The sequence below is a fragment of the Delftia sp. DT-2 genome (genome assembly GCF_028401915.1).
In the GTDB taxonomy this organism is placed as follows: Bacteria; Pseudomonadota; Gammaproteobacteria; order Burkholderiales; family Burkholderiaceae_C; genus Comamonas; species Comamonas tsuruhatensis.
In genome coordinates this window covers 39,777-64,868 of record NZ_JAQOTI010000011.1, presented here as the reverse complement: position 1 = coordinate 64,868, position 25,092 = coordinate 39,777, and the positions used below count along the sequence as shown (strand labels likewise).

The following is a 25,092-nucleotide window of genomic DNA, read 5'->3' as shown; positions in this document are numbered from 1 at the left end:
AGGGGAGCGGCCGTTGCGCGGGAATCAACCCTGGGCGCAGGTCTCAAGCAGCCATTGCCGGAAGGCTGCCAGCGCCGGCAGTGTCGCGTTCCTCTCGGGATAGACCAGGTAGTAGCTGCGCTGGCTGGGGATGGCGTCTCCCACCACGTGCAGCTCACCGCGCGCTATCTCCTCTTCCACCAGCACCCGTGGCACCAGGCCCACGCCCATGCCTGCCAGCACGGCCTGTATCAGGTGCGAGGTCAGTTCGAAGCTCGGTCCTATCCGCATCTGCCGGTGATCGAGCCGATAGTGCGTGAACCACTCGCTCCAGGCCTGCCGGTTGCTGGCCACCGTGAGCAGCACCTGCTGGCCCGCCCAATCCGGCGAGGCTGCTGCCTGCCCGGCCTGCTGCAGCGCCTGCGGGCTGGTCACCGCCACCAGAAACTCGTGGTACAGGCGATGCGCGGTCAGCCCGGGCCAGTCTCCCGTGCCCACGGTGATGGCGGCGTCTATCTCTGCGCTGTCGAAGTCGATGTCGCCTATGCGGGAATGGATGTGCATGGTCACCCCGGGCTGCGCCTGGTAGAAGCCATGCAGGTGCGGCAGCAGCCATTTGGAGCCGAAGGTGGGCAGGGTGGCCAGGTTGAGCGTGCCACCGCCGGACTGGCGTGACATGGCCTGCAGGGTGGCGCTGCGTATGCGGCCCAGCGCGGCGCCCAGGTCGATGAAGTAGCGGCGCCCCACATCAGTCAGGCGCACCGTGCGGCCCTCGCGGCGGAACAGGCTGATGCCCAACTGCGCCTCCAGTGTCTGCACCTGCCGGCTGATGGCGCTCTGGCTGAGCGACAGCTCCTCGGCCGCTCGCGCATAGCTTTCGTGGCGCGCGGCCGCCTCGAAGACCAGCAGCAGGGACATGGAGGGCGTCAGGCGTCGGTAATTCATGAGTTTTATGCAGTGTTCGCAGCCGCAATTTTCGTTTGTTCCAGAGGAAGAGTGTAGAGATACTTGCGGCCATGGTCGGCCTGAAATCGTGTATTGCATGCATGGGTTTCCTGGGCTGATCGCCAGCAACAAATCTCCCCACCTTGCCTTCCATGTCGATTGCCCCACTGCCCCACGCCAGCGCCCCCGTGCCTGCCCAATACCTTGAGTTTCTTGAAGCGTTGAAGGCCGCCGGCTTCGAGGGCGACGTGGACACGGACCATGCCAGCCGCACCGTGCTGGCCACGGACAACTCCATCTACCAGCGCATGCCGCAGGCGGCCATCTACCCGCGTCACGCCGAGGATGTGGCCAGGGCGGCGCAGGTGCTGGCGCGGCCTGAGTTCCGCGATGTGGTGCTGACACCGCGCGGCGGCGGCACGGGCACGAACGGGCAGTCGCTCACGCATGGCGTGACCATGGACTTGTCGCGGCACATGAATGGCATCCTTGAAATCAATGCCGAGCAGCGCTGGGTGCGCGTGCAGGCAGGCGTGGTCAAGGACCAGCTCAACGCCGCGCTCAAGCCATACGGACTGTTCTTTGCGCCCGAGCTGTCCACCTCCAACCGCGCCACCATCGGCGGCATGATCAACACCGATGCCAGCGGGCAGGGCAGCTGCACCTATGGCAAGACGCGCGACCACGTGCTGGCGCTGGACTTCGTGCTGCTGGGCGGCGAGCGCCTGCACAGCGCGCCGCTGGATGCCGAGGCGCTGGAGCGCATGTGCGCCGATTCGGGCCGCATCGGCAAGGTGCACCGCACGGCGCGGCGCATCAGCGAGGACCAGGCGGAGTTGATCGAGGCCAGATTCCCCAAGCTCAACCGCTGCCTCACCGGCTATGACCTGGCCCATCTGCGCGACGGCGACGGGCGCTTCAACCTCAACAGCGTGCTGTGCGGCGCCGAAGGCTCACTGGGATTCGTGGTGGAGGCGCGGCTCAACGTGCTGCCCATTCCCCGCTATTCGGTGCTGGTCAATGTGCGCTACGCGGGCTTCATGGACGCGCTGCGCGATGCGCGCGCGCTGATGGCACACCGGCCGCTGTCCATCGAGACGGTGGATTCCAAAGTGCTGCTGCTGGCCATGAAGGATTTCGTCTGGAGCAGCGTGGCCGAGTACTTCCCGCAGGACGGCCAGCGCCCCACGCTGGGCATCAACCTGGTGGAATTCAGCGGCGACGATCCGCAGGAGGTCGATGGCCGCGTGCAGGCCTTCCTCGTCCACCTGGGCGCGGATACCTCCGTGGAGCGGCTGGGCCATACGCTGGCGGCGGGCAATGCAGCGGTCCACCGCGTCTATGCCATGCGCAAGCGCGCCGTGGGCCTGCTGGGCAACGTGGCGGGCGAGGCGCGGCCCCAGCCCTTTGTCGAAGACACGGCCGTGCCGCCCGAGAACCTGCCCGAGTTCATTGCCGAGTTCCGCGCGCTGCTGGACAGCCACGGCCTGCAGTACGGCATGTTCGGCCACGTCGATGCCGGCGTGCTGCATGTGCGCCCCATCCTGGACATGAAGAACCCCGTGGACGCCGCCCTCGTGCGCCCCATCTCCGACGCGGTGGCCGAACTCACGCAGCGCCATGGCGGCCTGCTGTGGGGCGAGCACGGAAAGGGCCTGCGCTCCGAATATGTGCCGGCCTTCTTCGGCGAGCTGTATCCCTCGCTGCAGCAGCTCAAGGCCGCCTTCGACCCGCACAACCAGCTCAACCCCGGCAAGATCGCCACGCCGCCGGCCAGCAAGACCTTGCTGCTCAAGGTGGATGGCGTCACCACGCGCGGCGAGCTGGATCGGCAGATCGACGAGCGCGTATGGCAAAGCTATGGCGCGGCCATGCACTGCAACGGCAATGGCGCCTGCTACAACTTCGACCCGGACGACGCCATGTGCCCGTCCTGGAAGGCCACGCGCCAGCGCGTGCATTCGCCCAAGGGCCGGGCCTCGCTGATGCGCGAATGGCTGCGCCTGCAGGGGCAGGCAGGCGTGAACGTGCTGGAGGTCGCGCAGCGGCCCCAGCCCTTTCTGTCCAGCCTGGCCGCGCGCTGGCGCAACAGCCGCGCGGCGCGCCGCGGCGAGGCCGATTTCTCGCACGAGGTCTATGACGCCATGGCCGGCTGCCTGGCCTGCAAGTCCTGCGCCGGGCAGTGTCCCGTCAAGGTCAACGTGCCCGAATTCCGCTCGCGCTTTCTGGAGCTGTACCACCGCCGCTACCTGCGGCCCGTGCGCGACTACCTGATCGGCTCGCTGGAGTTCACCATGCCGTGGCTGGCGCGCATGCCCGCGCTCTACAACGGGGTGATGGGCTCGCCATGGATGCGCGATGTGCTCAGCCGGCGCATCGGCATGGTCGACGGTCCGCTGCTGAGCCGGCTGGACCTGGCAGCCACCTTGCGGCAATGGAAGGTGCGCGCGGCCGATGCGCAGGCGCTGGCCGCGCTTTCGCCCGAGCAGCGCGCGCGCAGCGTGGTCATCGTGCAGGACAGCTTCACCCGCTACTTCGAGACCGGCCAGCTGCAGGTGCTGATCGAGCTGGCCGCGCGCCTGGGGTTCCAGGTCTGGCTGGCGCCGCTGCTGCCCAATGGCAAGCCGCTGCATGTGCAGGGATTCATGGGCGCCTTTGCCAAGGCGGCCATCCGCAATGCCGCGCAGCTGGCGCAACTGGCTCAGTCCGGTGTGGCGCTGGTGGGGCTGGACCCGGCCATGACGCTGGCCTATCGGCAGGAATACCTCAAGGTGCCGGGCATGGGCGAGGTGCCCAAGGTGGCGCTGCCCCAGGAATGGCTGCAGCAGGTGCTGCCCGAGGCGCGCACGAACGAGGGCAGTGCAGGCACTGCGTACCGCCTGCTGCCCCATTGCACCGAAAAGACCAACGCGCCCGACAGCGGCAAGCAGTGGGCACAGCTCTTCGAGCGACGGGGCCTGCGCCTGAGCGTGGAGGCCACGGGCTGCTGCGGCATGTCGGGCACCTACGGGCATGAGTCGCGCAACCTCGAAACCTCCAAGACCATCTATGCCCAGTCATGGGCCCGGCAGATCGAAGGCAAGCAGGAGCTGGGCGAGCCGCTGGCCACCGGTTACTCCTGCCGCAGCCAGGTCAAGCGCCTGTCCGAACGCCAGGTGCGCCATCCGCTGGAGGCCTTGCTGGACCATGTGCGCGCCACGCATCAGGGGTGAGAAGATGCGGGGGGCTGAACGTCGCCATTTCAGGAATTTGCAGACATTTTTGAAAAATCTCTGCGTTTTCCCTGAAGGCCCGTTTTTAGTCCCTATAATTCAATGCTTCGGCGTGTAGCGCAGCCTGGTAGCGCACTTGCATGGGGTGCAAGGGGTCGCGAGTTCGAATCCCGCCACGCCGACCACAACGCAAAGCTCCTGACGGAAACGTCAGGAGCTTTTTGCTTTGTACGTTTGATTTTGCGCGCGATTGTGCCTTGCGGCGAAGGGCGGGTGCAGTTCCGCCAGGCGGCTCCCTCGCGGATGGCGAGGGCAGCCAGCGCAGAAAACTCCATGCACCGTGAAGATGCGCCGCCAGGTCTGGATGCGTAAGACCTGCACCTACAATGGCGTCTTTTGTAACTGACGATTTCTTCCTGGTCTCGCACATGATGGATGGACTGATTACCGGCAGACTCACCGGTACGCCCGAACACCGCAGCGACCGCAATCGGCGCCCCTTCATGGTGGCCCGCGTGCGTTCCGAGGCATCCGATGGCACTTCCATCCCGGTCAACGTGGTTGCATTCGACGCCCAGGCCTGCGAGGTGCTGCGCAATCTGATCGAAGGCGATGCCGTGGCGCTGCGTGGCAGCTTCACGCCCAAGGTCTGGATAGACCGCCAGGAGCAACCCCACCCCGTACTGGATGTCGTGGCCCACCAGGTCATGGCAACGCCCGAGTTCCAGGACCGCTGACGCCCGCGCTGCGGCGCCGGTTGTGAGCTACTGAAAAAACTGTCTAGCCGCAGTGTGCCGGTACGGTCGCCGTGCGCTGTGTTGGCGCTACAGTGTGCGCCTGTGTTTTTGACAGGTTACAAGGAACCGCATCCATGCCCACCAAGCGCCATTTCCTCCGCCGCACGCTCACGGCCGCCGCGATTGCCAGCACCGCCGCCATGACCCTGCTGGCCATGCCCGCGCAGGCGCAGGACAAGCCCATCAAGGTCGGCGTCACGGCCGGCCCGCACGCCCAGATCATGGAGCAGGTCAAGAAGGTCGCCGAGAAGAACGGCCTGAAGATCCAGATCGTTGAATTCGGCGACTACGTGCAGCCCAATGCCGCGCTGTCTGCCGGTGACCTGGATGCCAACAGCTACCAGCACCGCCCCTACCTCGACGCCCAGGTGCGCGACCGCGGCTACAAGATCGGCTGGGTGGCCGACACGGTGAATTTCCCCATCGGCATCTATTCCAAGAAGATCAAGCAGCTGGCCGACCTGCCCCAGGGCGCCAAGTTCGGCATCCCCAACGACCCCACCAACGGTGGCCGCGTGCTGCTGCTGCTGCAGGCCCAGGGCCTGATCAAGCTCAAGGAAAGCGCGGGCCTGAAGGCCACGCCGCTGGACGTGGTCTCCAACCCCAAGAAGCTGCGCTTCGTGGAGCTGGACGCAGCCCAGCTGCCACGCTCGCTGGATGACCTGGACGCCTCGGCCATCAACACCAACTTCGCGATCTCGGCAGGCCTGAACCCCAAGACCGATGCCATTGCGCAGGAAGCCGCCAAGAACCCCTATGTGAACATCCTGGTCGCGCGCGATGCCGACAAGGGCAAGCCCTGGGTGGCGCAGCTGATCAAGGCCTACCACTCCGATGAAGTGCGCCAGTTCATTGATGTGCAGTTCAAGGGGTCGGTGATTCCTGCGTTCTGAAGAACGCACCCCCTGAGGCGCTGACGCGCCTTCCCCCTCTCTACCCGCTTCGCGGGGGAGGGGGACGACACCCTCGGTGCGGGGCTGCCCTTCCTCGGTGTCCCCGGGTTGGGCCTTGGTGGTGCCATCGCCATGACCCGTACTAGTGGGCGCGAGCTCGCAAAGCTGCCGATTTCGGCAGCTTTTTTTCATTCCCCCAGCACTTTGAAGTATTCGGTCAGCGGTGCGCGGGTGGTCTGGGTACGGTTAACGGGGGCGGCCTCGTCGGGCCAGCCCAGGGCCAGGCCGCAGACGATGTGCTCGCCGGGCGGCAGGTCGAGTACGCGGCGCACGGTGTCGGGGTAGGAGGCCAGGGCGCCGATGGCGCAGCTGCCAAGGCCCTGGGCGGCTGCGGCCATTTGCAGGCCGTACAGGGTCATGCCCAGGTCCATGTAACCGCCTGCGCCGAAGCGGGCATCAATGCTCACGACCAGGGCCACGGGCGCGTCGAAGAAGCGGTAGTTGCGGCCGAACTGCGCGTCGCGCCCGGCACGGTCCTCGCGGGCCACGCCCAGGGCGCTGTACAGGGCCTGGGCCGATGCCACCTGGCGCTTGCGCAGCGCCATGGGCATGGGGCGGGGGAAGTAGCCGTAGTCCTCGCGCTCAGGTGCTCCGCCTTGCCAGTCGGCCAGCAGCGCCTGTGTGAGTGCGCCGCGCAGGCTGCCGCGCACCTGGATGAACTGGCCGGGCTGCAGGTTGCCGCCGCTGGGCGCCCGGCGGGCCGATTGCAGCAAATGGTGCAGCAGCGCGTCCGGCACGGGATCGGGCCGGTAGGCGCGCACGGAGCGGCGCGCGTGCACCAGGGCCTCATGCGCATCGCCAAAGGGAAGGGTGTCGGACGGTGGGTTGGCGGACATGGGAAATGCGGAGTCCATGGATTCAAAGCGCCTGCACCAGGCAGGCCGCGCCTATGCCGCCAGCCCCTGCAATGGCGGCCAGGCCCAGGGCCGGTCTGTGGGCTGCTGGCGTGCGGTGCAGGTCTGAGAGCATGCGCACCAGCGCAACCGCGCCCGATGCGCCTATGGGATGGCCGCGCGCCAGGCCACCGCCGCCGGTGTTGAGCTGCTGCAGCGGCAGGCCCAGGGTTTCGGCAAAGGCCAGGGCCTGCACGGCGAAGGCATCGTGCAGCTCCACAGCCTGGAGCTCTGCCGCAGTCAGGCCAGGCAGCTGCAGCGCTGCGGCTGCACGCTCCAGCACCTGCTGGGCCGCCAGTGCGGCGGCGACCAGCGGTGTTTCGGGCGCATGGCCCAGCGAGGCACTGGCCACCCAGCGGGCGCGTGGCTGCAGGCCCAGGCGTGCACAGGCCTGCGGCGTGGCCAGCAGCACCAGGGCAGCGCCATCGGCCTTGGGCGAGATGGTGGGCGTGCTCAGCGCATGGCGCTGGCGCGCCTGGGCATCAAAGGCGCTGCCCGCTTCGGCCACCACGGGCATGCGGGCAACGCGGGCCGGATTCAGGGCGCGCGGATAGGCGTCGTGGTCCAGCCCCGCCATGGGCACGATCTCTTGGGCCAACCGGTCGCGGTGCGCGAGCGCCTGCGCGTGGCTCTGGATGGCATGGGCCTCCTGAACGGCGCGGGTGATGCCGTGGGCCAGCGCGTGGTCGGCGGCCGATTGCAGCAGGTCCGGGTCACGTGCGGGATCGGGGGCGAAGGCGGGGCGGTCATAGGTGACGGGCAGCTCGCCTGCATGGCGCGGGCGCGTCTGGCGGATGGGGGCGCGGCTCCAGGCCTCGGCACCACCGGCCACCACGATATCGGCCTGGCCCGACATCAGCAGGCCTGCGGCCAGGGCCACGCTGTCCAGGCCCGAGCAGCACTGGGTATCCACGCTGTGGGCCGCGCAGCGCTCCGGCAGGCCCGCAGCCAGGGCCAGCATGCGGGCCGGGTTGCCGCCTGCGCCCAGGGCGTTGCCTAAGACCACGGCATCCACGGCCCGGGCAGGCAGGCCGGCCCGGGCCAGCAGGGCCTGGAGCACGGGCGCGCCCAGCTCGTGCGCAGCAAATTCGCGCAATGCACCGCCCACGGGGGCGACAGGGCTGCGCGCCCAGGCCAGGATGACGGGGGCGTCTTGCAGGTTCATGGCAGGGGCAGCAGCGCGGGTTCGCCGGGCAGTGCCCGGCCAGCGTCTGTGGCGGTGGCAGTGGCGGCCAGTGCGCGCGCCAGCCGGCCGTGGTCGGTCTTGCCGCTGGCGGTCTGCGGCCAGTCGGTGCAGCTCCACCATTGGCGCGGCAGCTTGTAGCTTTCCAGCCGGTCGCGCAGCCAGGCCGCCAGCGCCTGTGCGGAGCCTGCGGGCGCGGCGCCGTGCCATTGCACGACGGCGTGCACCTGCATGCCGCGCAGCGCGTCGGGCAGGCCTTGGATGGAGACCTGGGCCACGCCCGGGTGCGCGGCCAGCAGGGTCTCGACTTCCTCGGGGAACAGGTTCTTGCCCTGGGTGACGAGCATGCGGCTCTGGCGCCCGGCCAGGCACAGCTGGCCGCCGGCATCGATATGGCCCATGTCGCGCACGGACAGCCATTCGCCGTCGCGCAGCGCGGCCGTGCCATCGCGCGCCTCGCCCACATAGTCCATGAACAGCATGGGGCTGCGCATGTAGATCAGGCCGTCCTCGCCCGGCTGCAGGGGCTGGTCGCCGGGCTGCTGCGTGGCGGGGCGGATCTGCAACTGCACATTGCTGAAGGGCCGGCCCACGGCCTGGGGCGGGGCCTGTTCGTCGGCCTCCATCCAGGCGATGAAGCTGGCCTCCGAGGCGCCGTAGAACTCGATGATGCGTGCGCGCGGAAACAGCGCGCGCAGGGCTGGGGTCTGGGCGCGCATCCAGCGCGCGCCGCTGATCATGATCAGTTCCACCTCGGGGATGGGCGCCAGCGCGCGGTGTGCGGCCCATTGCAGCATCAGCAGCAGCTGGCTGGGCACGGCGACCAGGCAGGGGGCTTCGCCGCGCGCCAGGCTGGTCAGGCAGCGCGCCGCCGAGAACCGCTCCTGCACCACGGCGCCTTCGCCGCACCACAGGCCCTGCATCACGCCGAACAGGAACAGCGAATGCGAGATGCGCCCGGGCGCCATGGTGCGCTGCGCGGCCACGGGGCCGAAGTCCTGCAGGCAGACGCGAAAGCTCTCTGTCCACGAACGGTGGTGGCGCATGAAGCCCTTGGGCAGCCCGGTGCTGCCCGAGGTGAAGCCGGTGTAGAAGGCGCCGGTGGCCGTGGCCTCGGCCAGAGCGCTGGGCGCCGTGGGCAGCCAGCCCTCGATGCGGCTGCGCACGGCCTCGGGCCAATCAGGATCGGCCACGGCGGCGCAGCGGCCGCTGTGCAGGATGGCGAGGAATTCGACGATGGCATCCACGGTGCTGGCGCTGCCGCCCGTGTCCACCAGCAGCATCTCTGGCGCCTGGCCGGCCACCAGCGCGGCCGAGCGCTGCAGCACGGCGGCATGCAGCGCGGCAAAGCTCCATTGGCCGGCCTCGCTTTGCAGCGCCATCGCATCGGGGCGCTGCCGCGCCCAATGCTCCAGCGGGCCATGGACCAGGGTCCATGGGTGCTGCAGCGGCGCGGCCAGCGGATGACGCGCGGATGGCTCAGCCATGCTGGCGGCCTCCGAACGGCCAGTCCGGCATGCCGCGCGCCACCGTGTGCACCACCAGGGCGCACAGCACGCACTTGACCAGATCGCCGGGCACGAACAGCAAGGTGGCCATGAAGGCCTGCGACAGGCTGAGCTTGGCCATCAGCATCAGCCCCAGCACGCCGAAGGCATGCAGGGCCACCAGCCCGCCCAGCGCCGAGGCCGCAAAGGCGCTGAGCGCCGCGCGCCGGGGCGAGCCCTGGGGCAGCGCACGCATGACCAGGCCGGCAATGCAGGCCGCCAGCGGGTAGCCCAGCAGGTAGCCGGCCGAGGGCGCCATGAAGACGGCAATGCCGCCGCGCCCGCCCGACAGCAGCGGCAGGCCCACGGCCACGGCCGCAAGGAACAGCAGCATGGACTGCATGCCGCGCCAGGGGCCGAGCATCACGCCGGCCAGCATCACGCCCAGCGACTGGATGGTGATGGGCACGCCCAGCGGCAGGTCGATCTTGGGAATCAGGCCCATGACGGCCATCAGTGCCGCGAACAGCGAGACCTGGGCCATGGAGCGCGCCGAGGCGCGTGAGACGGTGGAGGGAGCGGTCATGGAGAGTTCTCGCTGTCGGTCAGGAAGGGCAGTTCAGCAGGGCAAATCGGCAGGGCAGGCCTCAGCGGCCCAGGCGCGCCCACAGCGCATCGGACACGCGGCGCGTGGCCTGCAGCATGTGGATGGTCAGCGGCGCAATCAGGCGCAGGCCGCCGGCGCGGCCCGTGCGCAGCCGGTGGGCATCGTCCATGCGCTTCCACTGCACGAAGAAATGCTCGGTGAAACGCAGCATCAATGCCAGCTGCAGGGCCACCTGTTCGGGGGAGATGCCGATGCGCTCCAGCGGCGCCAGCAGCCGCTCCAGCACATCGACCAGATCGCTGGGGCGCGTGCTCACGGTCAGCGCCATGCCCAGCGTGGAGGCGCAGACCAGGCGCAGCGCGCTGGAGGCGGCCAGGGCGTAATGCTGCATCCACACATGGAAGGCAGCCACCAGCAGGGCGGCCACGGTCACCGACAGCATGAGCCGCCGTGCGCCCTCGGTGGCGCGGCCCAGCGACAGCCACAGCAGGCCGCAGGCGGCGCCGGCCAGGGCCAGCAGCCACGGTGAATCGATGAGGAACAGGCCCGTTCCCAGCAGCGCCATGAGCAGCAGCTTGCGGCCCGCACTCCAGGCATGGAGCCAGCTGGTGTATTCGCTGTAGAGGCTTCCCATGGCGGCCGGCTCCTGCGTCAGGACTGCGTCTGCAGCCGCCGGGCCACGTCGGCTTCATAGGCTGCGCAGACCTCATGGCCGGGGCCGTCTGCGCGCACCTGGCCGCGCTCCAGCCAGAGCACGCGGCCAAAGCTGCGCACGTGGTCCAGCACATGGGTGGAGACCAGCACCTGCTGCTCGGCGGCCGCGATGTCTCTGGCCAGCCGCGCCTGGCCCGGCAGGTCCAGGCTGGCGAAGGGCTCGTCCAGCAGCAGCACGCGCGGCGCGGCAATGAGCAGGGCCAGCCAGCACACCTGCTGGCGCTGGCCCTGGCTGAGCCCGGCCACGGCGCGCGGTGCCCAGTCGGCCAGGCCGCGGCTGCTCAGCAGGGCGCGGGCGCGCTCCGTGGCCTCGCGCCGCGAGATGCCCGAAGGGCGCAATCCCAGGGCCAGCTCTTCCTCCACGGTGGGGAAGATGATCTGGTCGTCGGGGTTCTGGAACATCAGCCCGACCTGGCCCGGCCGCCTGGCGCGGGCCTCGTGCAGTTCGGTGCCGTCCAGCAGCACGCGCCCGGCCTGCGGCGCATCCAGGCCGCACAGCAGCCGGAACAGACTGGTCTTGCCCGCGCCGTTGTCGCCGATGAGTCCCACGCGCGGCTCGTCCAGCTGCAGGTCCAGGCCATCAAAGACGGTTGTGATGCCACGCCGCAGGCGCACCGCTTCCACGCGCAGGCTGGCGGCGCAGGCGGGGCAGTCGGCAGTTCGGGAGGATTCAGCCATGGCGAATGAAAGCGGGTACTTACCTGTAATGCACGCAACCACAAGGAATCTTGCCGTTGTACAGGCCTGTCGGGGGCGGATTCTAGCAATGCCGTCCAGGCCGTACATCAAGGCTTGAAAGACGGCAATCGATATAAGCACCGTATTTTTTATTCTTTTGTTTGAACAACGTTTTGCAACACACTCGTTAGAACACTAATGACGGCAGATCCTGGGGATTCGCCTGTGCTTGGCGACGACGCAAGACAACGCATGCCCATCGGCTTGCAACTGCGTCCAACTGCGCAGCACAGGGCCCGGAAATTGCGCGCCATTGCCTGGAGATGGCGGTGCAAAGGCTGCCGTTGCCGATCCCAGGACCGTTTTCACTGCCGAACCGAGACTCCATGACCGTCCAGACCGCCCATTTGGCCCCGGAAAACGCGCTGATCCGCCTGCGCGACCTGCAAAAGAAATTTGTAACAGCCGATGGCAAGCACTTCGATGCCGTGCGTTCGGTATCACTGGACATCGGCCAGGGCACGGTCTTCGGCCTGATCGGCAAGAGCGGTGCGGGCAAGTCCACGCTGCTGCGCCTGATCAACCTGCTCGAGCGTCCCGACAGCGGCGAGGTGGTGGTGGCAGGCCAGCGCCTGACCGATCTGGGCCGCCGCGCGCTGCGCGAGGCGCGCCAGAACATCGGCATGATTTTTCAGCAGTTCAACCTGCTGCAGAACGCCAGCGTGTTCGAGAACGTGGCCTTTCCGCTGCGCATCCATGGCGGCCACTCGCGCGCCCAGATCGAGCAGCGCGTGCGCGAATGCCTGGACATCGTGGGCCTGGCCGACAAGGCCGGCAGCTATCCGGCCCAACTGTCCGGAGGTCAGAAGCAGCGCGTGGCGATTGCGCGTGCCCTGGCGCCGCGCCCGCAGGTGCTGCTGTGCGACGAGCCCACCTCGGCGCTGGACAGCGAGACCACGCGCTCCATCCTGGCCACGCTGGCGGACATCAACAGCCGCCTGGGCGTGACCATCGTCATCGTCACGCACGAGCTGGCCGTGGTCGATGCGCTGTGCAGCGAGGTGGCCATCATCGAGCAGGGCCAGGTGGCCGAACGCTTCACGCTGCCCGCCCTGCCGCAGGGCCGTGCCTACGAGGCGCCGCAGCGCGCCACGCTGCTGGGCAGCGAACTTGAGGCCCTGCGCGTGGAGCGTGCCGACAAGGCCCTGCGCGAGCGCGGCGCCACCCGCCCCGTGGTGCTGCGCGCCGTGGGCGGCTCCGAGCACTGACGGGCTTTCGCCCGGTCCCGTTTTCCTCTTCTTTTAGCTTCCGCATTCCCATGTCTGAAAACATCGTCGAAATCCTGCCCGAGCTGTGGCTGGCCATGGGCCAGACCCTTTTGATGCTGGGCATCGGCCTGTCGGCCGCCGTGCTGATCGGCGGCCCGCTGGGCGTGCTGCTGTTCCTGCTGGGCCCCGGCCAGTCGCTGGACAACCGCCCGGCCTTTGCCGTGCTGAACTGGACGGTCAATACCGTGCGGTCCTTCCCCTTCATCATCTTGCTGGTCGCGCTGGTGCCCTTCACGCGCTGGCTGGCCGGCACCTCCATCGGCCCACTGGCTGCGGCCGTGCCGCTGTCCGTGGCGGCCATTCCCTACCTGGCACGCCTGGTGGACCAGTGCCTGCGCGACGTGCCGCGCGGCGTGATCGAGGCCGCGCACGCCATGGGCGCCTCGGAGCTGCAGATCGTCTGGCGCGTGCTCATCGTCGAGGCGCGTTCGGGCCTGGTGCTGGCGCTGACCGTGCTGGCCGTGAGCTTTCTGTCGTACTCGGCCATTGCCGGCGTGGTGGGCGGCGGCGGCATTGGCGATCTGGCCATCCGCTACGGCTACTACCGCTTCCAGACCGATGTGATGGTGCTCACCGTGACCATCCTCGTGGCCATGGTCCAGGTCATCCAGTTCGTGGGCAACACGGCGGCCCGCCGCCTGGACAAGCGCGGCTGAGCGCGCTGTCCAGACCCGCTTTCTTCTTTCTTCCCGCTCCCTCCCAAAAAAAGGATTCCGACATGACCGCATCCCTTTCCTTCGTGCGCCGCCACCTGCTGGCCTCGGCCGCCGCCCTTGCCGCCGTCAGCGTGCTGGCGCTGCCCGCCCATGCCCAGGCCGACAAGAAGCAGCTGGTGATCGGCGGCACGGCAGGCTCCAACATCGACCAGCTCAAGCAGGGCATCGTGCCGCTGCTGCAAAAGAAGGGCTACCAGGTCAAGCTGGTGGAGTTCAACGACTACGTGCAGCCCAACCTGGCGCTGGCCCAGGGCTCGCTGGATGCCAACTTCTTCCAGCACCGTGTCTACCTGCAGAAGTTCGCGGCCGACCAGAAGCTGGACCTGGTGGAACTGGTGCAAGGCCCCATTGCCCCCCTGGGCGTGTACTCCAAGACCCGCAAGACCCTGGCCGAGGCCAAGGAAGGCGACCGCGTGACCCTGCCCAACGACCCGAGCAACCTGGCCCGCGCGCTGGTGCTGCTGGAGCAGGCCGGCCTGATCAAGGCCAAGCCCGGCATCGACCCGCTGCGCGTGTCCGAAAAGGACCTGGCCGAGAACCCGCGCAAGCTCAAGTTCATCCCGCTGGAAGCCGCGCAGCTGCCGCGCTCGCTGGGCGATACCGAATACGCCATCATCAACGGCAACTTCGCCATCTCCTCGGGCCTGAAGCTGACCGAGGCCGTCTCGCTGGAAAAGACCCCCGACCACTACCTGAACGTCGTGGCCATCAAGAAGAAGGACCAGGGCGCGGCATGGGCCAAGGACCTGGCCGAGGTCTACCGTTCGGCGGAGTTCAAGGCCGTGGTGGACAGCAAGTTCCAGGGCTATGCCAAGCCCACTTTCCTACAGTAAGCGCCGTGCAGGCAGCCACATAATGGCTGCCTGCGGGAGGTACGCCTCCCACCCGTTTTTCGCCACTTCCTCCAGGAGCAATGCATGAGCCAGATCAAGGTCGCTGTCATCGTGGGCAGCCTGCGCAAGGATTCCTTCAACCGCAAATTCGCCGACGCCATTGCGCGCCTGGCACCCGAAGGCCTGGTCTTCGAGCAGGTCGCCATCGATGCCCTGCCGCTGTACAACCAGGACCATGACGGCAATGAGGTGGACGTGGTCAAGCAGTTCCGCGCCCAGATCCAGTCGGCCCAGGCCGTGCTGTTCCTGACGCCCGAGTACAACCGCTCGATTCCCGGCGTGCTCAAGAACGCGCTGGACCAGGGCTCGCGCCCCTACGGCAAGAGCGTCTGGGCCGGCAAGCCCGCTGCCGTGGCCGGCGTCTCCGTGGGTGCCATCGGCACGGCGCTGGCGCAGCAGCACCTGCGCAATGTGCTGGCCTACCTGGACATGCCCACGCTGGCCCAGCCCGAAATCTTCATCCAGGCCAAGGACGGCCTGTTTGCCGAAGACGGCTCCATTGGCGCCGGCAGCCGCGACTTCGTGAACGGCTTCGTGCAGAAGTTCGCGGCCTGGGCGCGCAAGCACCAGTGAGCGGTGCGGCAAGGCCGCTCAAGACACAAAAAAGCCCGGCAATGCCGGGCTTTTGCGTTGCAGCTCCTGTGAGCGCAGAGGTCAGGACGCGTCAGGAAGCGGGAGACGGGTTGGCAATCGCCGCAGCAGGGCGCGCGGCGGACGACGCCTTCTCGCGCGCCTGGGCCTGGTCGATGGCGTCGATGATCACCACGCCGGTCGACTTGACACCGGGCGCCGAAAAGCCGGCACCGGGCGTCACGCCGGGATGGGCCAGCAGCTTGCGCGTCATTTCCTGGTTCAGCTGCCGCTGGCTGGGCTTGGCGGGGGTGGGCGCTGCGGCGGGCTGATCGGGCTCCTCGGGCGCAGGTGCCTCGTCGGTGTTGCGCACATAGCTGCGGTACACGCGGGAATTGAGCTGCTCCTGATCCTGCTCGCGCTGGTACTGCAGGAACTGGTAGACACCAATGCCCACCACGGTGATGGCCAGCAGGGACACGGCGATCACCGTGATCACCAGGTTTTCATCGGACGGAGGGCGGGCATGGACAGGGCCGCGGGGCCGGACATGGGGGCGGGGACTTGTGGCTGGCATGGATGGAAGGCAGTGAATGCAATGAGGCTGCCTGGATATCGGCAGGTCCGCCGGCTTTCTGAAATGCAGTCGGTTCGTGTCGGACAAAGCCGCGAATATGGCGGTGATGGTTCAGCCTAACAGCTTCGTGTGTCTGTAAAAGCGCGCAGCGCATTGCATTTTTCAAAGGAGGCGCTAGGGCGGATACCTCTTTTATTCGCACCAGTCCATCGGGAGCAATCCGGGCTGCCCGGGGCCGGTCGCTCTCGGGCGCCGTCCAAAGAAAAAGCGCCGGGGCCGAAACCCAGGCGCTTGTTCTTTGGGCGTACAGCCCTCGGCTGACCGCGATCCGCAATCAGGCGGCGATGGCCGCTTCCTGATTGGCGGCAGCCGCTGCACGCACGATGTCGTTGCGGGCCGATTCCAGGGCCTTGGCCTTGGACTCATCGCCCATGGCCACGCCTTCTGCGCGCACGATGCTCACATCGGTGATGCCCAGGAAGCCGAACACCGTCTTCAGGTAGCTTTCCTGGTGCTCCAGGGCCTGGCCCATTTCGCTGGTGGAGTACACACCGCCGCGCGTGGAGGCCACGATGACCTTCTTGCCCTTGGCCAGGCCTTCGGGGCCGGCTGCGGTGTAGCGGAAGGTGCGGCCGCCCTGGGCGATGCGGTCGATCCAGGCCTTGAGCTGGCTGGAGATGGTGAAGTTGTAGAACGGAGCGCCGACCACGACCACATCGGCCGCCAGGAACTGGCTCACCAGGGCTTCGGAGATGGCGTTCTGTGCGCGCTCGGCTTCCGTCGTGGCGGCCTGGCCGGTGCGAAAGCCCATGGACACTGCGTTCAGGTGGTCGGGGGCGTTCACGGCCAGATCCAGGTACTCGACCTTGGCGCCGGGGTTGGCGGCGACCAGGGCAGCCACGGTCTGGGCGGTCAGCTGTCGGGACACCGAAGCGGCGCCGGTGATGGAAGAGTCGATGTGCAGCACTTGCATGGAAAAGCTCCTGGGATGTCGGTTGGGATCGCGGTTGGGATCGGCCATTCGGGAAAGCTTGTAGGGCCGACGATGGGATCAATTGTGAATTTGGACAGAGTCTTTGATAAGCCGCAGAAATTGCGATAGATTGTCCTGAATTTGCAGCCAATGAGCACAGGGAGGGACGAGCGACATGATGGATCTCAACGACATGCTGTACTTCGCCGAGGTCGTGGAGCGCGGCGGCTTCGCCTCTGCCGGGCGGGCGCTGGGCATACCCAAGTCCAGGCTGTCGCGGCGCGTGGCCGAACTGGAGGCCCGGCTCGGAGTGCGCCTGCTTCAGCGCACCACGCGCAAGCTCTCGCTGACCCAGGTGGGCGAGGCCTATCTGCGCCATTGCCAGGCCATGCGCGATGCGGCCCTGGCCGCCGCCGACACCGTGGCCGAGGTGCAGACCGAGCCGCGCGGCACCATCCGCGTGAGCTGCCCCGTCACCCTGGCCCAGACCGTGCTGGGCGAGCTCATGCCCCAGTTCCTGCAGCGCTGCCCGCTGGTGCATGTGGAGATGCAGGTGACCAACCGGCCCGTGAACCTGGTGGAGGAGGGCATCGACGTGGCGCTGCGCGTGCGCCCCAGCCTGGAGGACAGCGGCTCCATGGTCGTCAAGCGGCTGGATGTGGCGCGCCAGATCCTCGTTGCCAGCCCGGAGCTGCTGGAGCGCCAGGGCACGCCGCGTGCACTGGCCGACCTGCAGCACCTGGACAGCATGTCCATGTCGGCGGTGGATGGCCAGTCCAGCCTGCTGCTGGTCGGCCCCGAAGGCCGCGAGCAACGCCTGCAACTGCAGCCGCGCTACGTGGTGGATGACCTGCTGACGCTGAAATTCGCGGCGCTGGCCGGCAGCGGCATGTGCTGGCTGCCCGACTACATGTGCCATGAGGAACTGGCCGAAGGCCGGCTGGTCCATCTGCTGCCGGGCTGGGAGCCGCCGCAGGGCATCGTGCATGCGGTCTTCCCCTCGCGGCGCGGCCTGGCGCCGGCCGTGCGGCATTTCCTGGACTTCCTGGGAGAGACCGTGCCGGGGCGAAACAGCCACGCCACGCGCGAGCCGGCGGTGCGCTGAGGCTGCACCCCGCCACGCCATAAGAAAACAACAAATCGTTCGTTGGGATCGTCGGCGGCGTTCTCCACAATCGGGGCCCATGTCCAGCAATGGACAGTCCAGGAGAACCCATGAATCCCCACCGCATCATCATCGTGCCCGGCTGGCGCAACTCCGGCCCTGACCACTGGCAAAGCCTGTGGGCACAGCAGCTGCCGCATGCCGAGCGGGTGGAACAGGACGACTGGCTCGTGCCGCACCGCGAACCCTGGGTGGCCGCGCTGGAGCAACTGGTGCTGTCCCGGCCCGAGCCCGTGGTGCTGGCCGCCCACAGCCTGGGCTGCATCACGGCCGCGCACATGGGGCCCGAGGCCAGCGCCCGCGTGCAGGGTGCGCTGCTGGTGGCGCCGGCCGATCCCGAGCGCCGTGCCCAGCTGGCCGACTTTGCGCCCGTGCCCTATGCGCCGCTGCCCTACCGCAGCGTGCTGGTGGCCAGCAGCAACGATCCCTACTGTCCGATCCGCCGGGCCGGCGCCTATGCGCGGGCCTGGGGAAGCGAGTTCGTGCGGCTGCAGAACGCGGGACACATCAATGTCGAATCGGGTTTCGGCGACTGGCCCCTGGGCCTGGCGCTGCTGCAGTCGTTGATGCAGGGTGACAGCTGGCAGCCCGCGCAACCCCGGCCTGCCGTGCGTGCGCCGCGCGTTGCCGGTGCACGGGCAGCGGTGCCGGCAGGCGCGGGCGCCCCCTGGGCCGCCGGGCTGTGAGGTGGCCGCTGGCGAAGACGGTAGGCCAGGCTTCTTATATGGAAGCAGGCCATTAACAAACAAAAATATATTCTTTTGAGTTTTAAGCCAGCGTTCGCACAATGTGACTGTCTGTGAATCCACCGCAGAGATGTCCACTAATAAAAGGCAGCGAACCATGCATTCTTTGAAGCTCAAGACTTTGTTGGCCACCCTGGCGCTGGCCGCCGCAGGAACCGTATCGGCGCAGAACCAGCTGCTCAACGTCTCCTACGACGTGGCGCGCGAGTTCTACAAGGACTACAACGCCGCCTTCGTCGCCCACTACAAGAAGACCAAGGGCGTGGACATCAAGGTGGACCAGTCGCACGGCGGCTCCAGCGCCCAGGCGCGCGCCGTCAACGACGGCCTGGCTGCCGATGTGGTGACCTTCAACACCACGACCGACGTGCAGTTCCTGGCCGACAGCGGCGTGGTCGCCAAGGACTGGGCCAAGAAATTCCCCAATGACGCATCGCCCACCACCTCGACCATGCTGTTCCTGGTGCGCAACGGCAACCCCAAGAACATCAAGGACTGGAGCGATCTGACCCGTCCCGACGTGAAGGTCGTGGTGGTCAATCCCAAGACCGGCGGCAATGGCCGCTACGCCTACCTGGCGGCCTGGGGTTCGGTGCGCGAGAAGGGCGGCACCGATGCGCAGGCGGCCGAGTTCGTGCAGCAGCTCTACAAGAACGTGCCCGTGCTGGGCAAGGGCGGCCGCGATGCGACCAGCATCTTCCTGCAACGCAACATCGGCGACGTACTGATCACGTTCGAGTCCGAAGTGGTTTCCGTGGAGCGCGAATTCGGCAAGGGCAAGGTCGATGCCGTCCATCCCTCGGTGTCCATCGTGGCCGAGAACCCCGTGGCCGTGGTCGAGCGCACCGTGGCCAAGAAGGGCACGGGCCAGCTGGCGCACGACTACCTGGCCTGGCTGTACTCCGACGAAGCCCAGGAAATCGCCGCACAGCACGCGCTGCGTCCCCGCTCCGAGGCCGTGCTCAAGAAGCACGCCGACGTGTTCAAGCCCATCAAGCAGTTCACCGTGGCCAAGTACTTCGGCTCGCTGTCCGAAGCCCAGAAGGTGCACTTCAACGACGGCGGACAGTTCGACAAGATCTACGTCCCCGGCAAGTAAGCACGCAAGCAGGCATGAAGGCGGCGAAGTCCGCCTGAGGCTCCCTCCCCACACTGGCTGATTTGGAATCCAACATGGTGTCTGCCGTTCCGACCAGCCCAAGGCCTGGCGCCGACGCTCCTGTGCCCGCACCGTCCGGTGCGGCGCGCAAGGGGCGCGGCGCCAAGCGCGTTTTGCCCGGCTTCGGGCTGACCTTGGGCTATACGCTGTTTTATCTGAGCCTGATCGTGCTGATCCCGCTGTCGGCACTGCTGTTCAAGACCTTCTCGCTCACCTGGCCCCAGTTCTGGGAGGCCGTGGCCTCGCCGCGCGTGCTGGCCTCGTACCGGCTGACGTTTGGCGCCTCGTTTGCGGCGGCCTGCGTGAACCTGGTGTTCGGCCTGCTGATCGCCTGGGTGTTGGTGCGCTACAAGTTTCCGGGCAAGAAGATCGTCGATGCCCTGGTGGACCTGCCCTTTGCCCTGCCCACGGCCGTGGCCGGCATTTCGCTGACTGCCTTGCTGGCCGGCAATGGCTGGGTGGGCCAGTACCTGGAGCCCTACGGTATCCAGCTGGCCTTCAATCCGAACGGCGTGGTGATTGCGCTGATCTTCATCGGCCTGCCTTTCGTGGTGCGCACGGTGCAGCCTGTGCTGGAGGATTCGGAGAAGGAGCTGGAGGAGGCCGCCACCAGCCTGGGCGCCTCGCGCTGGCAGATCTTCTACAAGGTGATCCTGCCGGCCATCACGCCCGCGCTGCTCACGGGCTTTGCCATGGCCTTCGCGCGCGCCATCGGCGAGTACGGCTCGGTCATCTTCATCGCGGGCAACATGCCCATGATTTCCGAGATCACACCGCTGATCATCATCGGCAAGCTGGAGCAATACGACTACGCAGGCGCCACGGCCGTGGCCGTGGTGATGCTGCTGTTCTCCTTCGTGATGCTGCTGGTCATCAACGCGCTGCAGGCATGGCAGCGCAAGCATTCGGGAGGGGCTTGAGATGGCGTTGTCTCCACAGGAAGCATTGCTTCTCAAGATCATTGGCGCGGTGCTGGTCGCCGTGTTGGTGCTGTACAGGCTCACGGCGCCCCCGAAGGGCCGGCGTGAAAAGCTCTCCACCACCGAGCCGCGCGCCGTGCGCTGGATTCTCACGGGCATTGCGCTGACCTTCATCGGCCTGTTCCTGGTGCTGCCGCTGGCGGCCGTGTTCACCGAGGCGCTGCGCAAGGGCTGGGATGCCTATGTCGCCGGCCTGCAAGAGCCCGATGCCTGGTCGGCCATCAAGCTGACGCTGATCACGGCGCTGATCGCCGTGCCGGTGAACCTGGTGTTCGGCGTGGCGGCGGCTTGGTGCATTGCCAAGTTCCAGTTCCGTGGCAAGGCCTTCCTGATCACGCTGATCGACCTGCCGTTCTCGATCTCGCCCGTGGTGGCGGGCCTGATGTACGTGCTGGTGTTCGGTGCCCATGGCTGGTTCGGCCCCTGGCTGGCCGAGCATGACATCAAGATCATCTTCGCCGTGCCCGGCATCGTGCTGGCCACCATCTTCGTGACCTTCCCCTTCATCGCGCGCGAGCTGATCCCGCTGATGCAGGCGCAGGGCAGCGACGAGGAGCAGGCCGCCATCGTGCTGGGCGCCACGGGCTGGCAGACCTTCTGGAAGGTCACCGTGCCCAACATCAAGTGGGGCCTGCTGTACGGCGTGATTTTGTGCAATGCGCGTGCCATGGGCGAGTTCGGCGCGGTGTCGGTGGTCTCGGGCCACATCCGTGGCCAGACCAACACCATTCCGCTGCATGTGGAGATCCTCTACAACGAGTACCAGTCCGTTGCCGCCTTCGCTGCCGCATCGCTGCTGGCTCTGCTGGCCCTGGTGACCCTGGTCATCAAGTCGGTGGCCGAGTGGCGTGCCGAGCACCAGGCCAAGGCCGCAGCCGAGCTGCCTCCCGAGCGCCCCACGCCGGCTTCCCAGGCATCCCGTGTGCCGCAGGTGTCCTGAGGCCCGCCCCGACCAGAAAAGAGCAAGAGCAAGACCATGAGCATTGAAATACGCAACGTCAGCAAGCAGTTCGGCGATTTCCAGGCCCTGCGCGATGTGAGCCTGGACATCCAGTCCGGCGAACTCATCGCGCTGCTCGGCCCCTCGGGCTGCGGCAAGACCACGCTGCTGCGCATCATCGCGGGCCTGGAGACGCCCGACGTGGGCAGCATCCACTTCAGCGGCGAAGACACGACCGACGTCCATGTGCGCGAGCGCAACGTGGGATTCGTGTTCCAGCACTACGCGCTGTTCCGCCACATGACGGTGTTCGAGAACGTGGCCTTCGGCCTGCGCGTGAAGCCCCGCAGCCAGCGCCCCAGCGAAGCCCAGATCCGCGACAAGGTGATGAGCCTGCTCAAGCTGGTGCAGCTGGACTGGATCGCGGACCGCTTTCCGTCCCAGCTGTCGGGTGGCCAGCGCCAGCGCATCGCGCTGGCCCGCGCCCTGGCGGTGGAGCCCAAGGTGCTGCTGCTCGACGAGCCCTTCGGCGCCTTGGATGCCAAGGTGCGCAAGGAGTTGCGCCGCTGGTTGCGCCACCTGCATGACGAGCTGCATGTGACCTCCATCTTCGTGACCCACGACCAGGAAGAGGCACTGGAAGTGGCCGACCGCGTGGTCGTCATCAACCAGGGCCGCATCGAGCAGGAAGGCACGCCCCAGCAGGTCTGGGACAACCCGGCCACGCCCTTCGTCTACGGCTTCCTGGGCGATGTCAACCTGTTCAAGGGCCGCGCCAGCGATGGCCGTGTCTACCTGGACGACGGCACCCAGCTGGACAGCCACGACGCCAAGGGCGCCAGCGACAGCAAGGCCTTCGCCTATGTGCGCCCGCACGATCTGGAGGTGGAGCGCTACTCGCCCGGCCAGAACCTGGACGTCCAGGGACGGCCCACGGGCATCGTCGTGCAGCTGGCCCGCGCCATCGTCGTGGGGCCCATTGCGCGCCTGGAACTTATTCCATCGGAGAGCACCGAAAGCACGGACAATGCCGAAGAGGGTGGCCTGATCGAGGCGCAGATTCCTGCGCAGCAGTTCAGGGACATGGCGCTGCGCGAGGGGGAAACCCTGGTGGTGACACCGCGCCGCGCCAAGGTGTTCCTGGACGAGGCGGCTGGCATCTGACGGCGTGGCAACGGTTTCCTGCACCCGCTGAACAGGGCTGCAGCGCCGGGCCGGCGCCGCAGCCCTGATTTCATTCAACCGGGTGACGAAAGACAAGAATGCTTCAATGGTTTGACAACGCTCCGCGCCGCATCCTGGCGCTCATCAGCCTGGCCTGCGTGGCCATGCTGGCCTTCGGCATGTATCTGCAGCATGTGGTCGGGCTGGAGCCCTGCCCGATGTGCATCGTGCAGCGCTACGCGCTGATCGGCGTGGCCATCTTCGCGGGCCTGGGCAGCGCACGCGGCGGGCGCGGCTGGCTGATGGGTTGGGGCATCGCGGCGCTGGTCGCCGCAGGCTTTGGCGCCTTCGTCGCCGCGCGCCAGAGCTGGCTGCAGTGGTATCCGCCCGAGTTCGCCACCTGCGGCCGCGACTTCTACGGAATGATCGAGAACTACTCCATCAGCCGTGCCGTGCCCATGATCTTCCGTGGCTCGGGTGACTGCGTTGCCGTGGACTGGAGCTTCCTGGGCGGCTCCATCGCCAACTGGTCCTTCATCTGCTTCGCCATCATGAGCTTGGCCGTCTTGGTGCTGCTGGTGCGCGGCGCTGCCCGCAGGCGCTGAGCCCTAGGCTGAGGCTTGCGCCAGTCGCCGCTGCAGCGACTGCGCCAGGGTGCTCAGGATGAGCCAGCAGGACGTGGCGCCCGCGTCCAGCACGCCGATGGAGCGCGGCCCCAGCCGGGCCGAGCGCCCGATGCGGGCCTGCAGGTGGCGCGTGGATTCCTTGCCTGCCTCGGCCGCGGCCTCCATGGCCTGCAGCGCCTCGCGGAAACCGGCGCCGGCCTGCAGCGATTGCCGGTAGGCCTGCAGGGCCGGGGCCAGCGTGTCGATGAGGGTCTTGTCGCCCACCCGGGCCTTGCCCATCTCCTGCACATCGGCGACGGCCCGCGCCAGCGCCTGGCCGAACAGGGCGGCATCCATCTCCTGCTCCGGCCCAAGAACATCGGCGAAGCCTTGGAAGAAGCTGCCGTACAGCGGGCCCATGGAGCCGCCGATATCGTCCATCAAGGCCTGGGACAGCTGCTGCAGCGCCGCAGGCAGCTGCGCCGCCTGGCCGGCGTCCATGGCATCGAGCCGTGCGCCGCAGCCGGAAAAGCCCTTGGCCATGTTGATGCCGTGATCGCCATCGCCGATCAGGCCGTCGATCTCGCTCAGGAACTCCCGGTGGCCGACGATGGCCGTGATCAGCTCGCGCACGATGCTGCCCGCGCCATCGAGCGCGATGGCCGGCCCTTGGCTGGTGCGCCTTGCGGCTGGGGGGCGGGCGGTTTGTGCTTGTTCCTGCGCCTGTGCCGGCGTCCGTGCCGGAACAGAGGGCGGCGTTGGAATGGCGTCCTGCGGCTGGGGCGGCAGCCCGCCGGCCAGGGTGAGGGCGACTGACTGGCAGGGCGTGTTGAGGCAGGCCAGCAGCTCGTCGTCCAGCTGCATCAGCGTGAGCGTGATGCCCATCATCTCCAGCGAGGTGAAGAGATTGCCCACCAGCCGGAAGGCCACCTGAATGCCGCGTTCTTGCAGGCGCCGGGCCACCTCGCCATAGAGGATGTACTGCTCCATCAGCGGCGTGGCGCCCAGGCCGGACAGCAGCACGGCCACGCGGTCGCCCGGGGAGAAGGGCAGGTCGGGCAGCAGGGTGTCCAGCATGCGCTCGGCCATATCGGCCGCCGTGGCCGTGCGGTGCACGGACATGCCGGGCTCGCCATGGTGGCCTATGCCCACCTCCATGCTGCCGCGCTCGATATGGAAGTTGGCCTTGCCCACGGCGGGAATGGTGCATGCCGACAGGCCGATGCCGATGCTGCGCGTGCGGGCCATGGCGTGCCGGGCGAGGGCGATCACTTCGTCGAGGCTGGCACCCATGGCCGCCCGGGCGCCCGCCACCTTCCACATCAGGATCTCGCCGGCCACGCCGCGGCGGCTGGCCTCGTCGCCCCGCGCGGCTGAAGGCACGTCGTCGTTGGCCACCACGGTCCTGACCGCCATGCCTTCGGCCGCGGCCATCTGCACGGCCATGGCCACATTCATGTTGTCGCCCGCGTAGTTGCCATACAGGCAGGCCACGCCGGCGCCGCCATCGGCCGCGCGCATGGCGTCGTAGAAGCTTCTGGCCGTGGGGGACGAGAAGACCTCGCCCACGGCGGCGGCGTCGCACAGGCCTGCGCCCACATAGCCCAGAAAGGCCGGCTCGTGCCCCGACCCGCCGCCCGTCACGATGCCCACCTTGCCCCTGCGTGGCGCGCCATGCAGGCGCACGACGCGGGGGTTGCCCGCGTCGATGCGCAGGGTGTCGCCATGGGCGGCGATCCATCCCTGGAGCATGTCCTCCACCACCCGGTCGGGGTCGTTGATCACGCGGTTGGTCGTCATGCCTTTGTCTCCTCCAGGTGCAGTCCCG

General features: G+C 67.7%; 24 protein-coding genes and 1 tRNA gene. 15 read left to right on the top strand and 10 right to left on the bottom strand.

The features are described 5' to 3' along the window. Positions 1-24 precede the first annotated feature (24 nt). On the bottom strand, positions 25-1,023 hold the full coding sequence (locus tag PO605_RS20385) for a LysR substrate-binding domain-containing protein (RefSeq protein WP_082001616.1): 999 nt from the start codon (positions 1,021-1,023) through the stop codon (positions 25-27). A 53-nt stretch (positions 1,024-1,076) separates the two neighbouring features. Here PO605_RS20385 and ydiJ point away from each other — a divergent pair, with 53 nt between their 5' ends. The 4 genes from ydiJ to PO605_RS20365 all read left to right on the top strand — a co-directional run bounded on the left by ydiJ (position 1,077) and on the right by PO605_RS20365 (position 5,826). Beyond that, positions 1,077-4,136 (top strand): D-2-hydroxyglutarate dehydrogenase YdiJ, encoded by a 3,060-nt coding sequence (gene ydiJ / locus PO605_RS20380; RefSeq protein ID WP_047473936.1) that lies wholly within the window; start codon positions 1,077-1,079, stop codon positions 4,134-4,136. Positions 4,137-4,244: 108 nt separating this feature from the next. Next, positions 4,245-4,321: transfer RNA gene (locus PO605_RS20375), tRNA-Pro, on the top strand. Between the two features lie 201 nt (positions 4,322-4,522). Further along, complete coding sequence (locus tag PO605_RS20370; protein ID WP_012206405.1) at positions 4,523-4,873, top strand: single-stranded DNA-binding protein; 351 nt, start codon at positions 4,523-4,525, stop codon at positions 4,871-4,873. A gap of 134 nt (positions 4,874-5,007) precedes the next feature. Then, a complete protein-coding gene (locus tag PO605_RS20365; RefSeq protein WP_016448274.1) occupies positions 5,008-5,826 on the top strand; it encodes a MetQ/NlpA family ABC transporter substrate-binding protein in 819 nt (272 codons plus the stop codon). A 188-nt stretch (positions 5,827-6,014) separates the two neighbouring features. Here the strand turns inward: PO605_RS20365 and PO605_RS20360 are convergent, their stop codons facing one another. From PO605_RS20360 to PO605_RS20335, 6 genes are all read right to left on the bottom strand, one after another. Then, entirely contained in the window at positions 6,015-6,740 is a 726-nt protein-coding gene (locus PO605_RS20360; RefSeq protein WP_047473938.1) for a nitroreductase, read from the bottom strand. A gap of 4 nt (positions 6,741-6,744) precedes the next feature. Then, positions 6,745-7,944: a thiolase family protein gene (locus PO605_RS20355; protein ID WP_047473939.1), complete on the bottom strand. Its 1,200-nt coding sequence runs from the start codon at positions 7,942-7,944 to the stop codon at positions 6,745-6,747. Then, positions 7,941-9,449, bottom strand: coding sequence for an AMP-binding protein (locus PO605_RS20350; RefSeq protein ID WP_047473940.1), 1,509 nt, complete (start codon positions 9,447-9,449; stop codon positions 7,941-7,943). The genes PO605_RS20355 and PO605_RS20350 overlap by 4 nt, the downstream gene beginning before the upstream one ends. After that, on the bottom strand, positions 9,442-10,035 hold the full coding sequence (locus PO605_RS20345; protein WP_016448270.1) for a biotin transporter BioY: 594 nt from the start codon (positions 10,033-10,035) through the stop codon (positions 9,442-9,444). The genes PO605_RS20350 and PO605_RS20345 overlap by 8 nt, the downstream gene beginning before the upstream one ends. A 61-nt stretch (positions 10,036-10,096) precedes the next feature. Further along, a complete protein-coding gene (locus PO605_RS20340) occupies positions 10,097-10,690 on the bottom strand; it encodes an energy-coupling factor transporter transmembrane component T family protein (RefSeq protein ID WP_017406442.1) in 594 nt (197 codons plus the stop codon). Positions 10,691-10,707: 17 nt separating this feature from the next. Next, positions 10,708-11,448, bottom strand: a complete 741-nt coding sequence (locus PO605_RS20335) for an energy-coupling factor ABC transporter ATP-binding protein (protein WP_272206799.1) — start codon at positions 11,446-11,448, stop codon at positions 10,708-10,710. 386 nt (positions 11,449-11,834) lie between these two features. Here PO605_RS20335 and PO605_RS20330 point away from each other — a divergent pair, with 386 nt between their 5' ends. From PO605_RS20330 to PO605_RS20315, 4 genes are all read left to right on the top strand, one after another. Then, positions 11,835-12,716 carry a methionine ABC transporter ATP-binding protein gene (locus tag PO605_RS20330; protein ID WP_046985622.1) on the top strand — a complete coding sequence of 294 codons (882 nt, stop codon included), beginning with the start codon at positions 11,835-11,837 and terminating at the stop codon, positions 12,714-12,716. 50 nt (positions 12,717-12,766) lie between these two features. Then, positions 12,767-13,432 (top strand): methionine ABC transporter permease, encoded by a 666-nt coding sequence (locus PO605_RS20325; RefSeq protein WP_012206396.1) that lies wholly within the window; start codon positions 12,767-12,769, stop codon positions 13,430-13,432. Positions 13,433-13,494: 62 nt separating this feature from the next. Further along, positions 13,495-14,325 carry a MetQ/NlpA family ABC transporter substrate-binding protein gene (locus tag PO605_RS20320; protein WP_017407338.1) on the top strand — a complete coding sequence of 277 codons (831 nt, stop codon included), beginning with the start codon at positions 13,495-13,497 and terminating at the stop codon, positions 14,323-14,325. A gap of 84 nt (positions 14,326-14,409) precedes the next feature. Next, entirely contained in the window at positions 14,410-14,958 is a 549-nt protein-coding gene (locus PO605_RS20315) for an NADPH-dependent FMN reductase (protein WP_016448265.1), read from the top strand. Between the two features lie 91 nt (positions 14,959-15,049). On the opposite strand, the gene PO605_RS20310 is transcribed toward PO605_RS20315, so the two are convergent. Beyond that, a complete protein-coding gene (locus PO605_RS20310; RefSeq protein ID WP_272206798.1) occupies positions 15,050-15,454 on the bottom strand; it encodes a hypothetical protein in 405 nt (134 codons plus the stop codon). Positions 15,455-15,866: 412 nt separating this feature from the next. Then, positions 15,867-16,505 (bottom strand): FMN-dependent NADH-azoreductase, encoded by a 639-nt coding sequence (locus tag PO605_RS20305; protein WP_016448263.1) that lies wholly within the window; start codon positions 16,503-16,505, stop codon positions 15,867-15,869. Positions 16,506-16,680: 175 nt separating this feature from the next. On the opposite strand from PO605_RS20305, the gene PO605_RS20300 reads away from it, so the two are divergent. The 7 genes from PO605_RS20300 (at position 16,681) to PO605_RS20270 (ending at position 23,264) form a co-directional block, all read left to right on the top strand. Continuing rightward, positions 16,681-17,610 carry a LysR family transcriptional regulator gene (locus PO605_RS20300; protein ID WP_016453282.1) on the top strand — a complete coding sequence of 310 codons (930 nt, stop codon included), beginning with the start codon at positions 16,681-16,683 and terminating at the stop codon, positions 17,608-17,610. Positions 17,611-17,720: 110 nt separating this feature from the next. Then, positions 17,721-18,356 carry an RBBP9/YdeN family alpha/beta hydrolase gene (locus tag PO605_RS20295; protein ID WP_047326869.1) on the top strand — a complete coding sequence of 212 codons (636 nt, stop codon included), beginning with the start codon at positions 17,721-17,723 and terminating at the stop codon, positions 18,354-18,356. Positions 18,357-18,513: 157 nt separating this feature from the next. Beyond that, positions 18,514-19,515, top strand: a complete 1,002-nt coding sequence (locus PO605_RS20290) for a sulfate ABC transporter substrate-binding protein (protein WP_026062880.1) — start codon at positions 18,514-18,516, stop codon at positions 19,513-19,515. 74 nt (positions 19,516-19,589) lie between these two features. Further along, complete coding sequence (gene cysT, locus PO605_RS20285; protein WP_013801696.1) at positions 19,590-20,495, top strand: sulfate ABC transporter permease subunit CysT; 906 nt, start codon at positions 19,590-19,592, stop codon at positions 20,493-20,495. A 1-nt stretch (position 20,496) separates the two neighbouring features. Next, positions 20,497-21,495 carry a sulfate ABC transporter permease subunit CysW gene (gene cysW, locus PO605_RS20280; protein WP_016453281.1) on the top strand — a complete coding sequence of 333 codons (999 nt, stop codon included), beginning with the start codon at positions 20,497-20,499 and terminating at the stop codon, positions 21,493-21,495. 36 nt (positions 21,496-21,531) lie between these two features. Next, entirely contained in the window at positions 21,532-22,659 is a 1,128-nt protein-coding gene (locus tag PO605_RS20275; RefSeq protein ID WP_016448258.1) for a sulfate/molybdate ABC transporter ATP-binding protein, read from the top strand. 98 nt (positions 22,660-22,757) lie between these two features. Further along, complete coding sequence (locus tag PO605_RS20270) at positions 22,758-23,264, top strand: disulfide bond formation protein B (RefSeq protein WP_047475157.1); 507 nt, start codon at positions 22,758-22,760, stop codon at positions 23,262-23,264. A 3-nt stretch (positions 23,265-23,267) separates the two neighbouring features. On the opposite strand, the gene dhaL is transcribed toward PO605_RS20270, so the two are convergent. Next, on the bottom strand, positions 23,268-25,064 hold the full coding sequence (gene dhaL / locus PO605_RS20265; protein ID WP_047475158.1) for a dihydroxyacetone kinase subunit DhaL: 1,797 nt from the start codon (positions 25,062-25,064) through the stop codon (positions 23,268-23,270). Positions 25,065-25,092 lie beyond the last annotated feature (28 nt).